The 12,768-nt window shown below is 65.7% G+C and carries 18 protein-coding genes; 9 read left to right on the top strand and 9 right to left on the bottom strand.

The features are described from left to right. Nucleotides 1–66: 66 nt before the first annotated feature. Nucleotides 67–627: a bifunctional transcriptional activator/DNA repair enzyme AdaA gene (locus I6F28_RS16290; protein WP_074447944.1), complete on the top strand. Its 561-nt coding sequence runs from the start codon at nt 67–69 to the stop codon at nt 625–627. Here the strand turns inward: I6F28_RS16290 and I6F28_RS16285 are convergent. Continuing rightward, nucleotides 624–875, bottom strand: a complete 252-nt coding sequence (locus I6F28_RS16285; protein WP_225140320.1) for a hypothetical protein — start codon at nt 873–875, stop codon at nt 624–626. The two genes, I6F28_RS16290 and I6F28_RS16285, sit on opposite strands and share 4 nt — an antisense overlap. 171 nt (nt 876–1,046) lie before the next feature. Then, nucleotides 1,047–1,250 carry a hypothetical protein gene (locus tag I6F28_RS16280; protein WP_025035973.1) on the bottom strand — a complete coding sequence of 68 codons (204 nt, stop codon included), beginning with the start codon at nt 1,248–1,250 and terminating at the stop codon, nt 1,047–1,049. 241 nt (nt 1,251–1,491) lie between these two features. Here I6F28_RS16280 and I6F28_RS16275 point away from each other — a divergent pair, with 241 nt between their 5' ends. Next, a complete protein-coding gene (locus tag I6F28_RS16275; RefSeq protein WP_225140319.1) occupies nt 1,492–2,811 on the top strand; it encodes a M15 family metallopeptidase domain-containing protein in 1,320 nt (439 codons plus the stop codon). Nucleotides 2,812–2,815: 4 nt separating this feature from the next. Here I6F28_RS16275 and pdxY read toward each other — a convergent pair whose 3' ends face one another. After that, entirely contained in the window at nt 2,816–3,631 is an 816-nt protein-coding gene (gene pdxY, locus I6F28_RS16270; RefSeq protein WP_225140318.1) for a pyridoxal kinase, read from the bottom strand. Between the two features lie 124 nt (nt 3,632–3,755). Between pdxY and I6F28_RS16265 the strand changes: the two genes are divergently transcribed. Beyond that, complete coding sequence (locus tag I6F28_RS16265) at nt 3,756–4,100, top strand: DMT family transporter (protein ID WP_036000232.1); 345 nt, start codon at nt 3,756–3,758, stop codon at nt 4,098–4,100. 42 nt (nt 4,101–4,142) lie between these two features. Here the strand turns inward: I6F28_RS16265 and I6F28_RS16260 are convergent, their stop codons facing one another. From I6F28_RS16260 to I6F28_RS16250, 3 genes are all read right to left on the bottom strand, one after another. Then, complete coding sequence (locus I6F28_RS16260) at nt 4,143–4,322, bottom strand: hypothetical protein (RefSeq protein ID WP_225140317.1); 180 nt, start codon at nt 4,320–4,322, stop codon at nt 4,143–4,145. 156 nt (nt 4,323–4,478) lie between these two features. Next, nucleotides 4,479–4,760 carry a hypothetical protein gene (locus I6F28_RS16255; RefSeq protein ID WP_036000293.1) on the bottom strand — a complete coding sequence of 94 codons (282 nt, stop codon included), beginning with the start codon at nt 4,758–4,760 and terminating at the stop codon, nt 4,479–4,481. 236 nt (nt 4,761–4,996) lie between these two features. Continuing rightward, a complete protein-coding gene (locus I6F28_RS16250; RefSeq protein ID WP_225140316.1) occupies nt 4,997–6,919 on the bottom strand; it encodes an FAD-binding monooxygenase in 1,923 nt (640 codons plus the stop codon). A 95-nt stretch (nt 6,920–7,014) separates the two neighbouring features. Here I6F28_RS16250 and I6F28_RS16245 point away from each other — a divergent pair, with 95 nt between their 5' ends. Together I6F28_RS16245 and I6F28_RS16240 are read left to right on the top strand one after the other, a co-directional pair. Continuing rightward, on the top strand, nt 7,015–7,479 hold the full coding sequence (locus tag I6F28_RS16245) for a MarR family winged helix-turn-helix transcriptional regulator (RefSeq protein WP_036000241.1): 465 nt from the start codon (nt 7,015–7,017) through the stop codon (nt 7,477–7,479). Between the two features lie 119 nt (nt 7,480–7,598). After that, nucleotides 7,599–8,030 (top strand): COG4315 family predicted lipoprotein, encoded by a 432-nt coding sequence (locus tag I6F28_RS16240; RefSeq protein WP_036000243.1) that lies wholly within the window; start codon nt 7,599–7,601, stop codon nt 8,028–8,030. A 42-nt stretch (nt 8,031–8,072) separates the two neighbouring features. On the opposite strand, the gene I6F28_RS16235 is transcribed toward I6F28_RS16240, so the two are convergent. Then, the gene (locus I6F28_RS16235) at nt 8,073–8,669 is read right to left on the bottom strand and encodes a L,D-transpeptidase (RefSeq protein WP_167361659.1); all 597 of its coding nucleotides are present in this window, start codon (nt 8,667–8,669) and stop codon (nt 8,073–8,075) included. Between the two features lie 343 nt (nt 8,670–9,012). Between I6F28_RS16235 and I6F28_RS16230 the strand changes: the two genes are divergently transcribed. Continuing rightward, complete coding sequence (locus I6F28_RS16230; protein WP_225140315.1) at nt 9,013–10,077, top strand: hypothetical protein; 1,065 nt, start codon at nt 9,013–9,015, stop codon at nt 10,075–10,077. Between the two features lie 489 nt (nt 10,078–10,566). Beyond that, complete coding sequence (locus I6F28_RS16225; protein WP_057029028.1) at nt 10,567–10,797, top strand: DUF6894 family protein; 231 nt, start codon at nt 10,567–10,569, stop codon at nt 10,795–10,797. Nucleotide 10,798: 1 nt separating this feature from the next. Here the strand turns inward: I6F28_RS16225 and I6F28_RS16220 are convergent, their stop codons facing one another. Beyond that, complete coding sequence (locus tag I6F28_RS16220) at nt 10,799–11,581, bottom strand: SDR family NAD(P)-dependent oxidoreductase (protein WP_225140314.1); 783 nt, start codon at nt 11,579–11,581, stop codon at nt 10,799–10,801. Between the two features lie 127 nt (nt 11,582–11,708). Here I6F28_RS16220 and I6F28_RS16215 point away from each other — a divergent pair, with 127 nt between their 5' ends. Together I6F28_RS16215 and I6F28_RS16210 are read left to right on the top strand one after the other, a co-directional pair. Then, nucleotides 11,709–12,101, top strand: coding sequence for a hypothetical protein (locus I6F28_RS16215; protein WP_036000295.1), 393 nt, complete (start codon nt 11,709–11,711; stop codon nt 12,099–12,101). A 107-nt stretch (nt 12,102–12,208) separates the two neighbouring features. Continuing rightward, complete coding sequence (locus I6F28_RS16210; RefSeq protein WP_057029327.1) at nt 12,209–12,457, top strand: hypothetical protein; 249 nt, start codon at nt 12,209–12,211, stop codon at nt 12,455–12,457. A 21-nt stretch (nt 12,458–12,478) separates the two neighbouring features. Here I6F28_RS16210 and I6F28_RS16205 read toward each other — a convergent pair whose 3' ends face one another. Next, complete coding sequence (locus I6F28_RS16205) at nt 12,479–12,664, bottom strand: hypothetical protein (RefSeq protein WP_036000257.1); 186 nt, start codon at nt 12,662–12,664, stop codon at nt 12,479–12,481. Between the last annotated feature and the right edge of the window lie 104 nt (nt 12,665–12,768).

Raw genomic sequence — 12,768 nt, 5'->3', positions numbered from 1 at the left:
CGCCGCAATCGGACTCGGTCATCCGGCAGCCCTTCCGCCGCCGACCTCATGCGCTACCATGCGATCATGCTGAGCTTTGATGTCTGCAACGCCGCGCGCCTGCGCCGCGATCCCCGCTATGACGGCCGCTTCTTCACGGCGGTGAAGACCACGGGCATCTATTGCCGGCCGGTCTGTCCGGCCAAGCAACCGCTGGCGCGCAATGTGGTCTATTATCCGACGGCTGCGGCTGCCGAGGCCGCCGGCTTCCGGCCCTGCCTGCGCTGCCGTCCCGAGACCGCTCCTTTCTGCCCGGCCTGGAACGGCACGCGCTCCACGGTGGCCCGGGCCATGAGGCTCATCGATGACGGCGCGCTGGATGAAGGCTCGGTGGTCGATCTCGCGACGCGGCTCGGCATCTCGTCGCGTCACCTGGCGCGCCTGTTCGAGCGCCATGTCGGCGCTACGCCGCAGCAGCTCGCCAAGACACTGCGCGTCCAGCGCGCCAAGCGCCTGCTCGATGCCGGCGATGACAGCATGACCGCTATCGCATTCCAAGCCGGGTTCGGCAGCCTGCGCAGGTTCAACGCCGCCTTCGCCGAACTCTACGGCCGCTCGCCGTCAAGCCTGCGCGCGCGGCGAGCTTAGCGGCCCGCGCCTGTGATCACGTCCGCGGTCTTCACCTTGCGCGGGCTGAGCACCTTCGCCTGGTGGACCGAGGCGATTGCGCTTGGCACTGCGACCTGCTGCTCGACATGTGCGGCACCGAGCACGCGCACCTGCAGCGGGGAAACCGGGAAACCGTTGGCCTCATAGGTCGGCAGCTCGGCGGCGAAAGCCGCGGTACCGCCCGCGATCGTCAGGAAGGCGGCGATCGACAAGGTCTTCTTGTTCATTGGTGATGCTCCGAGGTTTGAGAGTCGGAGCCTATTTAGGCACATTTTGCTGCAGCGCGACATACACCGCTGCATTGCAACATCGCATGCGGTGCATGACGATATGCCTAATGCGTCCAGGGATTTGGGCGAATCACGCCGGCTGCGACGCGGCGCCTCCAGAGGAGCCGCTCAGCCACCAAGCACGTTGCCCCAGCCGTCGAAGAGATAGGTCTTCCAGGCCACGGTTCCATCCGCGCCGGGCCGGCTGGCGCGGCGGTAGTCCTCGGCCTGGTCGGCGGTCCAGGTGATGATCGTGTCGGAGAGACGATCGTGCAGGATGGCGGGCTCGGTGGGGTCGAAGGCGTCCATGGGACGAAGCGAGGGATGCGTCATGGCGCCTCCAACGCACCAGCCGCAACAAAGTTGCGGCAACGTCAAATGGAACCGGGCGTTGCACCTCGGCCACAGTTGCCCCGAAAAGCCCGCACTCCCCGATTTGCGCCATTGCGCCGCCACACCGTGGCCCGAACAATCGACGTGCTGCGTGCCTTTCCGTGCGACTGTTTCGTCAGACTGTTTGCATCATCACTGTTCGGGCAAGATTGTTCGAGCAGACCGTTTGGAGGCAGGGATCATGAACGATCGGCGGTCTCTTCTGGTGGCGGTGTCGTGTCCCTCGGCCGTTCTCGCCGGCTGGCTGGCATTGTCTCTCTCCGCTTATGCGCCTGCGCTCATCGAAAACAGCGCCGCCATCTCGCGCGCCAAGGATCGTGCCAAGGATCATGCCAAGGATCTCGGCCGCATCGACCTCGCCGACGTGCCGCGCGCTGCGACCCTTGAGGACCGCTTCGCCTTGACCGCCGACATCGCCGCCACCGTCACTGCGCTGCCCGACCCTCCCGCGCCGGCAGAGGCAACGCCGGAAGAGCCCGCCTCCACCATCAAGCTTGCCTCGGCCGACCCGGCGCTGATCCTGCCGGTGGAAGCCGTGCCCGCGCCGCCTATCTTGCCTGAACCGGAGCCCGTCGTCAGCGAGGTTGCCCCCGCCCCTGTGGCGGAGCCCGTCAAGCTCGCATCCACCGATCCCACCGAGATCGTGACGACGGACACATTGTCGGCCGCGGCGATCGCGAGCGACCCCGTTGCGCCTGCGCGCAAGGCGTCACCGCCTGCCGACAACATCGCCGTGCTCGACGAATGCTTCGTCATGGAGGCCTGCATCGACCGCTACCTCTGGGCGCTCTATCAGCGCACCGCCAAGGAAGACACGATGAAGGTGCAGGAGCGGCGCGCAGTCACCATCAAGCGCAAGGGCAAGACCGTCACGGTGATGCGCAGCTTCACCAAGCTGGTCGATCAGGACTTCACCTGGAAGGATCCGCATGCGGCCGAGCGCGCCGGCATGTCGATGATGGACTACGTCATCGGCGGCATGGACAAGAGCTTCAAGCAGAAGCTGTTCCGCATGATGCTCGCGGCCGAAGCCGCCGGCCTGTCGCCGGGCATCACCAGCGCGTTCCGCGACGACTATCGCCAGTCGATCGCGAGCGGCCTGAAGGCCGCCTCCAACCGCTCCTATCACGGCGGCAGCACGCGCGGCGGCTACGGTCACGGCATGGCGGCAGACATCGTCAGCACGCAAGGCAGCAACAGGGCGCAGCGCTGGGTCTCGACCGAAATCCTGTGGAAGTGGGTCGATGCCAACGGCAAGGCGTACGGCATCGGCCGACCCTATCTCGGCCGCGATCCGCCCCATGTCGGCCCGATCGACGGCCAGGAATATATCTCGAAGCGCGGCACCTCCGATCGCAAGGACGTTGCCGGAGCCAAGCCGAAGAAGACACAAGGCCTTGCGAGCGCCAAGCCGCCGAAGGCCGACGTCGCGCGCGAGCAGAAGGGCCCGGCGACCAAGCCGCAGAAGTCGGCGCAATCGGCCGGCAAGCGCGCGACCTGACGGTTTACGGCTTGCGCTCTGCCGTCGGCAGCGGCACCAGCCGCATCTCGGCCGAGCCGGCGTCCTGCGTGCGCACCAGCACGGCAAAGACCGTGTCGACCGCGCGCCGTACCGCCAACTCCATTGCTTCGCCCTTGGCCAGATGCGCCGCGATCAGCCCGGTGAGGAGATCGCCGGTGCCGTAGGGACGGATCGGCAGGCGCGGCGTCGCAAAGCGCGACAATCGCCCATCAGTGCACAGGATCGTCTCCACCTGGCCCGCCGCCGTGTCAGCGAGGGTGCAGCCGGTGGCGACGACGTCGGTGCCTGCCCCAGCCAGCACCGCGCAGGCCGCGCTGAGGCTCTCGGCGTCGGCAATTGCGACCCCAGAGAGCAGCTCGAGCTCGAACTGGTTCGGCGTCGTCAGGTTCGCCGTCGGCAGCAGCCGGTGGCGGAGCACGTCCAGGATGCCGTCCGCGACATAGACGCGGCCGTCGTCACCGATCACGGGATCGCAGAGATAGACGAGCTTCCCATTGCGCGTGCGCGCCCGCTCGACAAAATCGGCGATGACGGCGGCATTGCCGGGCGAGCCGAGATAGCCGGTGACGACCACCGCGGCCTCGTCGACCAGGCCGCGCTCCTCGACTCCCCTCAGGAGATCGGCGACGAGCTCGGTCTCCAGCACCCGTCCGCGCAGGCTCGGATAGCGCGGATGGTTGGACAGCAGCGTCGTCGGCACCGCAGCGACGTTCGCGCCCTCCGCCTGCATGGCATAGGCGGCCGCGCTGTTGCCGACATGGCCGTGGACCACCTGGCTCTGGATGGAGATGACGAGCATGAAAGAGGTCCGTAGAGTCAAACTTCGGGCGACGCAAGCGCTGCGTCCTGTCGCGGACTCGTCATTCCCGCGTGATATTTGCGGTCGCACGTCAGCCATCCGTCGGCCCGGACACAGCCTCCGCATGACCTCCGTCTTCAACGCCTATACGGCTCTCGCCCTCGCCATCGTGTTCGAGGTCACCGCGTCGGCGTTCCTGCAGCAGTCCGCGCAGTTCACCCGTCCCTGGCCGACGCTGGCGATGGTGCTGTTCTACGTCGCCTCGTTCTACGCGCTCTCGGTGGCGATCCGGGTGATCCCGTTGAGCATCGCCTATGCGATCTGGGGCGGGGTCGGCATCATCCTGACCGCCACCGTCTCCTTCGTGCTGTTCCGTCAGATCCTGGACGCCGCAGCCTTCGTCGGCATCGCGCTGATCGTATCAGGGGTGGTGATCATCAACCTGTTCTCGGAGACCACCGTGCGTTGATGCGCGCGGTGCCGACTCTGAGCAAGAGGTCGCGCCCCACCATCACGCTGCGGACAGCTGATCGAGCTCGGACGGCGCGTAGGCCTTGCCATCCTGGTCGGTGACGACCACCCGCCACCCCTCGCTTGCCCACACTTTCGCCTTCGCTACGATGAGCAACCGGCTCTCGCGGGCGAAACTGTACTTCTCGTTGTCGCGTTCTGCGACCATCTTGTTGGCCAATTCGCATCCCCTTGCGTCGCCCTGCACCCGGCCTTGTCGTGGCAGCGGGCTTTGGCGGCAATTCGCCGGGAGCGTGGCAATTTGGTGCCATCCACGAGGCCTGTGGCCGGCCCCGTGCCGTCGCAACAGAGCCGATCTCGTTGCCTCGGATCGGCGCTAGTGCACGCGGATAATATGCGGGCGGCCGAGATTGATCAGGCCCTGCACCGCCGAAAGGCGGTCATTGAGGGCTGCGATGGTGAGCAGCAGATTGTTGCGACGCTCATCGAGTAGTCCCATTTCTGCGCCCGACAGCTTGGTGCCCGCCCGCTCCTTGTGGATCTCCTCGAGGGATTCGCGCAGTCCGGCAATCAGGCCGGCCAGCTGCTTGGCCTCCTTGGTCATCGACCGCTTCGCGACATTTTGCTGACGGCGCGTCTCCGCTTGGTTCTGTCTCATCGTCATCCTCCGGTGCCCCGCTGCCCCGAGTGGATGCTTACAGCTTTGGATAGACATATTACGATCGATGAAATCTGCCCGCGAAGAACTTTCTTAAATTGTACGCGCACGGAACCGGAGGGCGCGCGCAAGCGGTAAGCCCGGCACGAGGGCCGGGCTTTCGTTGCAGCCAGTGCTAGCTCGGCTGCGCCGCATGCGGCATCGCCGGCAGCACGGCGCGCGCGGCGCTTTCGGCGTCACCTCGCCGGCAGCATGAATGCGTCGAAGAACGAGGCGAGCCCGGCAAAATCGTCGATCGGCAGCACGGTCGCGACATACTGGTCGGGCCGCACCACGACCATGCAGCCGGCCGCCCGATCGATGCCGCGCATCGTGAAAACGTCGTGGCCGCTCTTGAGATCCGGGCAGAACATCTTCTCGTAGTCGTACAAGCCGTAACGGCCTTTGCTCGGGAGCAACATCGGCGGCATTGCCTCGATGGCGAGCTCACGATGGTCCTGCTGAAACACCGCGCGCAGATCGATCACGCTGTCGATGTCAGCTCCAACAGGCGTATATCGACGGATAGGTGACTTCCGGGATTCCGCGAGGAAATTGCACAAGGCACGAATGGCCGAGCCCGACGCTGCCGGGTTCTCATCGGGCGAGAACGCGTAGATGCGGAAGCGGCCATCGGCCCGTGCGGCATGGCCGAGATGCACCGGCTTGGCGTCCGCCAGCCGGATCACCGGCGCGGAATGGAAGCGCGTGCCGATAATGAGGCCCTGCGCGAGGTGCTGATGCGTGGCCGCGCCGGTGAGCATCGACGGCTTGTAATGCGTTGCCGTGCCCGCGGTAAAACGTCCGTGCCGGACGAAATAGTCCTGCGTTTTGGCGGCATCGGCGCCGCCGGCCTTGGCGGCGGAGGCGAGGATATCAGCCCATTCGCGATCGAAATCGATCAGCTCCTTCGCGACTGCCCGGCGCTCGGCCGAATAGGAATGCAACAGGCTTGGCGCGCACTGCCTCCGCAGCACGGCGGCGAGCTTCCAGCCGAGATTGAAGGCATCCTGCATCGACACGTTCATGCCCTGCCCGGCCTTCGGACTGTGGGTGTGGCAGGCATCGCCGGCGATGAAGATGCGCGGCTGGCGCGTCTCGATCTCGCCCTCCAGCACGTCGTCGAACTTGTCGGTGAGGCGCTGGCCGATCTCGTAGACCGACCACCAGGCGATCTCCTTCACCTCGAGCCGATGCGGCTTCAGGACCCGCTGCGCTTTCGCAATCACATCATCGGCGGTGATGTTGCGATTGGCAACGCGTTCGCCGACATCGAGCTTGGCGAGCTCGACATAGATGCGGACCATGTAGCCGCCTTCGCGCGGAATGATCAGCAGGCTGCCGTCCTTGGCCGACTGGATCAGCGACTTGAAGCGGATGTCCGGAAAATCGGTCACGGCCAGCACGTCCATCACGCCCCAGGCGTGGTTGGCGGAATCACCGTGCAGCTCGCGCCCGATCGACTTGCGCACCGTGCTGCGGGCGCCGTCGCAGCCGACGGCGTAGCGGGCCTTGATCGCCTCGACCTTGCCCTCGTTCGCGGCATCGACGCGTTCGAGGCGCACGGTCACGGCATGATCGTCGGCACCGGCGGCCGGATCGACATTCACATCAAGCACGCGCCGGCTGTAATACGGCGCGAGCTTCGCCGGCGACTTGCGCATGACGTCGAGAAAGCAATCATGGACGCGCGCCTGGTTCAGGATGAGGTGCGGGAATTCCGACAGCCCGTCCTCGACGTCCTGCACCCGGCCGCTGCGGACGATCTTCTCCGGCGCCGCTTCATCCGGCTTCCAGAACGTGGTCTCGTTGACCCAACAGGCCTCCTTCAGCACACGCTCGCTGAAGCCATAGGCGTGGAACATCTCCATGGTGCGGCAGGCGATGCCGTCGGCCTGGCCGACGAGGAGGCGGTCCGGCTTCTGCTCGACGATGCACGTCCTGATGTCGGCGAATTGCGCGAGCTGGGCGGCGAGCGTCAGGCCGGCCGGCCCGCAGCCGACGATGAGGACATCGACCTCGCCAGGCACGGCGCCCGCCGCTCCCGATGCCTGAACGCGCGCGGCAGGATCGGCGATTTCAGGGTCGCCCGGCTGAAATCCATTGAGATGGAACTGCATGAGCACCTCTCCCGCCAAATTCTGTTTCTTATTGATCAGTATGCTGACTATCAGTATACTTGTCAATGATCCGCTCTGCTCCGGAGGAGATCTCGGTGAAAGACAACAACGACATGCCCGGACATCTGGCACGCCGCTTCCAGCAGATCTCGGTCGCGGTGTTCCTGGCCGAGGTCGAGGACGCCGGCTTCGATCTCACTCCGGTGCAATACGCCGCGCTTGCAACCATCAAGGCCAATCCGGGGCTCGATCAGGTGACGCTCGCCGGATTGATCGCCTACGATCGCACCACCATCACCGGCGTGATCGATCGCCTCGTCCAGAAGGGCCTCGCGGAGCGGCGCCCCTCCAGCCGCGACCGCCGCGCGCGTGAGCTCGAGATCACCGACGAGGGCCGCCGCACGCTGCGCAAGATCACCCCGGCCGTCGAATCCGCGCAGCGCATCATGCTGCGCGGCCTCAGCGCGAAAGAGGGTGAGGAGCTGATGCGGCTGCTGCGCAAGGCGATCGCCGCCGGCAACGAGCTCAGCCGCGCGCCGCTGCGCGATGCGCAGCTCTGATCTCGGACCATGTCCGTAATTGTCGCAGCGCACGAAACCAGGAACTAACCTTCGGCTGCTAACCTCGGCCGCATTTGGGGCGCTTAACGCGCGATTAACTTTGCGGGGCGGAGTTTCAAATGTTCAGGTTCCTCGTTGTGGCCGCGGCCGTCGCGCTCTCGACCGTTCAGGCGGTCGCAGGGGGCCATGGCGGCGGCGATCCTCCTCCGCCGAAGGTCGAGGCGCCAACGGCTCCCGCGAAGGTGATCCTGACCAAGCAGGGGCCCAAGCTCGTCGATCTCAACGGCATGACGCTCTACTATTATGAGCGCGACACCACGGGAAAGACGTCGAACTGCAACGGCAAGTGCATCGAGAGCTGGGTGCCGCTCGCCGCAACGGCCGACGCCAGGGCCGTCGGCGACTTCACCGTGATCAACCGCAACGACGGCAGCAAGATGTGGGCCTACCGTTATCGCCCGCTCTACACGTCGCCCGCCGACAAGGCGCCGGGCGACGCCAACGGCAACGCCACGACGCTGCAATGGCGGGTCGCCCGGCCTGAGAACTAGAGCGTGACAACGCACCTAAACTCGAACTGACCGGCTCAGACCTCAGCCGCGCCAGCGCCCGCCCGCCGCGGCCTGCGCGCTCTGCCCCGGCGGCAGCACCACGACCATCGAATTGAGCTTCACCCGGTCGTAGAGATCGATGACGTCCTCGTTGCGCATCCGGATGCAGCCGGACGAGATCGCCTGCCCGATATATTCGGGCTGGTTGGTGCCGTGGATGCGATAGAGCGTGTCCTTGTTGCCGACATAGAGATAGATGCCCCGCGCGCCCAGCGGATTGGCGGGACCGCCGGGAACGCGGGCGGGATAGGGACCGAGTCGCGCCTGGATATCCGCGGTCGGGACCCAGTCCGGCCATTCCGCCAAGCGACCGACCCGCGCGACGCCGGAGAACGCCATGGCTTCCTCGCCGACGGCAACGCCGTAGCGGATCGCCTTGCCCTCGGGCAGCACGTAATAGAGGTAGCGCGCGTCGGTATCGACCAGGATCGTGCCCGGCTGCTCCTTGCGGTGGTAATCGACGATGTGACGCAGATATTGCTGGGGCACATTCGCCTTGGCGTAAGGCGCGTGCGCGAGCAACTGACGGTCGCGCGGCGTCATGCTCGCATCCGTCGATGGCGAAAGTGTCGTCTGCATGCAGCCGCCCAGCGGCAGCAGGGCTGCGACGAACAAAACGAGTAGAGATCTTGGCACCGCCGGCCCCCCGATAGCGGAATAACGACGCCCCCGCCGTCACCAGATATTGCCAAAATCGTGCTGAAAACAAGGCGGTGCAGGAACACATGCGCGTGTTCGGCAAATTGGGTTCCATCACCACAAAGGGCGGAAGAGTGTCGCATCATCTCCATCCCCTCGCCTTGCTTTGGTCAAACCCGGCTGGACTCGTGCGACTTGGGGACTGGGTATGGCCTCACCTCGGATCAGCCCCGCGCCAATGCGGATGCCTTAACCTCGAACACTGGGCTTCAAAGGAGCTGCGATGCTCGCGACGCTGAACGCCAAGCAAATCGTCGATGAGATCGTGAAAGACACGGTCAAGGACAACGATCCTCACGACGCGGTCCAGATCTCGCCCGAGATCGTGCGGGCCTCGCGCCCCGCCAGCGTGTCGCCTGCAGAGATCGCGCCGCGTCCGGAGCCCAGGTTTGCCCCGGAACCCAAGTTTGCCCCGCAGCCCAAGGTCACGCCGAAGTTCACTCTGGAGCCGGCGCGCGCGCCCGAGCCAAGCATCAACGTCGTCTACGGAAAATCCACTGCGGCACCGTCGATCGACACCGCTGTCCGCGTCACGTCCAGCGATGGTCCCGTGATGAAGAAGCGGTCCTCGGTCGGCAAGTGGCTGCGCGGGGCGTTCGTCACGTTCCTGCTTGCCGGCGCCAGCGTGGCCGCCAGCATCGCCTGGGAGAAGCACGGCGACACAGCAAAGCAGTTACTGGCCGAATGGACGCCGGTGCTGACCTCGCTGCTCCCGACGACCTCGTTGTTGTCTGCGACACCGCAGCAAAGCGCGCCGGTCGCCGCCGCCCAGGCTGCGCCGCCCGCAGCGGAAGCCACGCCCAACCAAACCGCAGATCAAGCTGCGACGCCGCCCGCGGCTCAGCTAGCTGCGACTGCGCCCGCGGCACCACAGTCGGTCGACGCGGCGCAATCGGTGCAATCGATGACACGCGATCTCGCCGCCATGGCGCAGCAGATCGAGCAGCTCAAGGCCAACATCGCCGAGTTGAAAGCCGGACAGGAGCAGATGGCGCGTGAGATGGCGAGGCCTCCCGCACCGAAGCCGGTCACCGAGGCGAGGCCGCCGGTCGATCCGCGCGCGCGCGCAGCCGCGCTCCCGCCGCAGCCTGCGGCGGCGCCGGTTCGCAAGCCCAAGCCGCCTGTAACGCGGACCTACATGCCGGCCTCTTCGCCCGCACCGCTCGCGCCTCCGCCGCCGCTATCGCAGGCCGCCGCCGCCACGCCGCCGGCTGCGCCGACCACGACGACGCAAGCCGTTGCTGATGACGACGGACCTATCGTGCGTCCGCCGATGCCGCTGCGCTAGAGCATGATCCGAACCCGAAGGGCCGCGTAAGCGCAAAGTGCGCAGCGGTTTTCCGAAACGATCATGCTCAAACAACAACAACCTGAAGCGCGATGACGATTCATCCTGATCGCATCGCGCTTTAGAGCAGCGACGCAGCCTTGCTGTCACGCGCTCACGCACGCTGTCCGAGTCGATGTGAAGCGTTAACTCCGGGCGATTACGGTGAGCGACGTCTCGCTCAAGAGAAAAGGCCGTCGGGATCTATGCCGGCGGCCTTCTCTTGCAGCTGCCGGTTCCCGGAGCCCGGTTCTGCTGCAATTCGATGCCTAATGATCGCGCGGGTATATTTAATAAACTCTTAACGAGCCCGCACGTTGCACATCATTTCTGCGCCATAAGCCCAGAGATTGCGCGCTCTGTTCATTCGATAGATGTCGACTCAGTGGTACCATCCGACATGTGTTGAGACTTGCACTGAAGCTCAGATCGTCACACCGGGGAATTCGGATGCCCTACTATTCTTTCGATCTCGTGGTTGGTGGTGAGTTCAAGAACCAGGGTGGAATCATCCTCGAAGACATCGAGGTTGCCTCCGATCGCGCCGACCAATTGGCTTGCGAGCTGTCGCAGGTAAAGCCCGAACTACAGCAGAAAGGTTGCGCGGTGCGCGTCACCGATCGCGATCACAACGAGGTCTATCGCACGCCGCTCGATCCGGTGCCGGCCTGGCAGCGCTAGGCTAATCCAGCACCGGCGCCTCGAACCAGTTCGTCAGCGACAATCCGCCGTCGACGACGAAGGCTGCGCCGGTGACGTAAGCGGACAGCTTGTTCGACAGCACCGTGAGCGCCATCGGTGCGAGATCCCCGGCCTCACCGAGGCGTCCGAGCGGAATGTGCCGCGCCAGCGCGGGATCGGCGACGAACCCGCCGGCTGCGATCGCGCCGGGGACCAGCGCGTTGACGCGGATGTCGTAGCGTCCGAGCGTCTTGGCCAGCTCCTTCACCAGCATCGCCATGGCGGCCTTTGCCGTCGAGTAATGCGCCAGGTTGCGCGGCGTGCCCGCATGTAGCGAGGTCAGAAACAGGAACGAGCCCGGCCGCTTCGCCGCGATCAGCCGCTTGGCGAGCCCGCGCGCCAGGTGAAAGCCGGCATCGAGATTGACGGCATGCATCTCCTGCCAGGTGTTGCGATCGACTGCGAGCAAGTGATCCGCCTCGCGCCGCGGCGGCGAGGCGCTGTGGACCAAATGCGTGACCTCGCCCAGCGCGGAATGCGCTGATGTCAGCAGCTCATCGCAGGCCTCGAAGCTGGCAAGATTGCCGACCCAGGGCACGGCGAGACCTGGCCTCTCGCTCGCGCCGATCGCGGCACGCACCCGCTCCGCGCTGACATCCGCGAACACGGTGCGGACGCCCTCGCCGACCAGGCCGAGCGCGATCGCGCGGCCGATGCCGTTGCCTGCGCCGGTGACAAGCGCGGTGTCGCGTGTGGGATCGAACGGCGTGCTGAACAGGCTCATATCGCGCTCCGATGCTGGGGAGCGCAGGTTAGCCTACTGGGCCGATCGGCGACAATTGTGTCCCGGTCCCATTGCCGAGCGGCGCGCCGGACGCTAGCCTCTCGATGAAATGGAGGAGGTCCCAGGGATGCGCACCGGTTTTCTGATGACGGGCCTGTTGCTGTTGGCCGCGCCGGCCCTCGCGGGCGATGCGCCGCCGCGATCGACCTATGTGACGATGGTCTTGCAGGCGTTCGCCGCCAAGGTCGAGTGCCCCAACACCGATCTCGCCTATCAGGACCTCGTGCAGAGGGCGCAGCAGATGCACCTGCCCGACGGCACCACCGAGAAGGTGCGCAAGGCGATCGCCTGGCTGCATACCGGCGGCAAGATGGGCGAGAAGCAGGACGATGACCTGATGGCGGAGGTCGCGATCGCGACCCAGGCGACCGACATGGACCAGCGCCGCCTCGGCATGTCCGGCTGGTGCGAAGCCCAGAAGACCAATCTCGCCGGCCTGATCCGCAGCAAGGGTGGCTAGCGCGCCGCCCCGTTAAGCACGCCGCGACGGAACCTCTGCCGCGGCCCAAAATCGTCATAATTTTTCACAGCATGCGGCCTCTTTCCGAATTCGAACAGGAGGTCCTCATGCGGAGTATCCATTTCGTTTTCGCCGGCGCGATTGCAGCCGCCGCGGTGCTGACTGCGCCCGCACTGGCGAGAAATTCCGACGCCCAGAAGGGCGGGGAAAAGTCCACCTCGCCGTCCTGCAGTGCCTATCAGCAGGCGCCGGACGGCTCGTGGGAACCGCTGCCCTGCAAGGAATCGGGCGAGCGCGCGCAGCCGCAGACACAGAACCGCAATTCGTCCCAAGGCGGCGATCGCGGCGAGCGTTGAAGGGGCTCGCGCCTTCGGATGTCAGCTCTGATGCGGGCCGCGCATGATCTTCATGGCGTCCACGATGTGACGCCATTCCCTGGCCTCATCGGCCTCGCCGCGGCCCTCGCAGGCCTGAGCCTGCTCAGCGGCCTTCGCGATCGCAGCAAAGCCGTGCTGTTCGAGCATCTGCCGGGCAAGTGTATGGACCTGGACCTCGGACATCATGGGCGCTCTCCCGTCTGACCAGCCGCGGTGCAACGCTGCCGCGGGTGGTTCACAACGGTCGAGGCGCGGGGCGCGTTCCGTCCAATCGATGTGAGCGGCAAGAC

It is taken from the genome of Bradyrhizobium sp. NBAIM14 (assembly GCF_020193895.1).
GTDB classification, from domain to species: domain Bacteria; phylum Pseudomonadota; class Alphaproteobacteria; order Rhizobiales; family Xanthobacteraceae; genus Bradyrhizobium; species Bradyrhizobium yuanmingense.
Note: the sequence above shows the minus strand (reverse complement) of the source record. Positions and strands in the feature narration are given on the sequence as shown.

Excerpts from the sequence above, each read along its gene's own strand:
- I6F28_RS16290 (WP_074447944.1), top strand. The coding sequence starts at position 67 with ATGCTGAGCTTTGATGTCTGCAACGCCGCGCGCCTGCGCCGCGATCCC.
- I6F28_RS16285 (WP_225140320.1), bottom strand. The coding sequence starts at position 875 with ATGAACAAGAAGACCTTGTCGATCGCCGCCTTCCTGACGATCGCGGGC.
- I6F28_RS16280 (WP_025035973.1), bottom strand. The coding sequence starts at position 1,250 with ATGACGCATCCCTCGCTTCGTCCCATGGACGCCTTCGACCCCACCGAG.
- I6F28_RS16275 (WP_225140319.1), top strand. The coding sequence starts at position 1,492 with ATGAACGATCGGCGGTCTCTTCTGGTGGCGGTGTCGTGTCCCTCGGCC.
- pdxY (WP_225140318.1), bottom strand. The coding sequence starts at position 3,631 with ATGCTCGTCATCTCCATCCAGAGCCAGGTGGTCCACGGCCATGTCGGC.
- I6F28_RS16265 (WP_036000232.1), top strand. The coding sequence starts at position 3,756 with ATGACCTCCGTCTTCAACGCCTATACGGCTCTCGCCCTCGCCATCGTG.
- I6F28_RS16255 (WP_036000293.1), bottom strand. The coding sequence starts at position 4,760 with ATGAGACAGAACCAAGCGGAGACGCGCCGTCAGCAAAATGTCGCGAAG.
- I6F28_RS16250 (WP_225140316.1), bottom strand. The coding sequence starts at position 6,919 with ATGCAGTTCCATCTCAATGGATTTCAGCCGGGCGACCCTGAAATCGCC.
- I6F28_RS16240 (WP_036000243.1), top strand. The coding sequence starts at position 7,599 with ATGTTCAGGTTCCTCGTTGTGGCCGCGGCCGTCGCGCTCTCGACCGTT.
- I6F28_RS16235 (WP_167361659.1), bottom strand. The coding sequence starts at position 8,669 with ATGCAGACGACACTTTCGCCATCGACGGATGCGAGCATGACGCCGCGC.
- I6F28_RS16230 (WP_225140315.1), top strand. The coding sequence starts at position 9,013 with ATGCTCGCGACGCTGAACGCCAAGCAAATCGTCGATGAGATCGTGAAA.
- I6F28_RS16225 (WP_057029028.1), top strand. The coding sequence starts at position 10,567 with ATGCCCTACTATTCTTTCGATCTCGTGGTTGGTGGTGAGTTCAAGAAC.
- I6F28_RS16220 (WP_225140314.1), bottom strand. The coding sequence starts at position 11,581 with ATGAGCCTGTTCAGCACGCCGTTCGATCCCACACGCGACACCGCGCTT.
- I6F28_RS16215 (WP_036000295.1), top strand. The coding sequence starts at position 11,709 with ATGCGCACCGGTTTTCTGATGACGGGCCTGTTGCTGTTGGCCGCGCCG.
- I6F28_RS16210 (WP_057029327.1), top strand. The coding sequence starts at position 12,209 with ATGCGGAGTATCCATTTCGTTTTCGCCGGCGCGATTGCAGCCGCCGCG.
- I6F28_RS16205 (WP_036000257.1), bottom strand. The coding sequence starts at position 12,664 with ATGATGTCCGAGGTCCAGGTCCATACACTTGCCCGGCAGATGCTCGAA.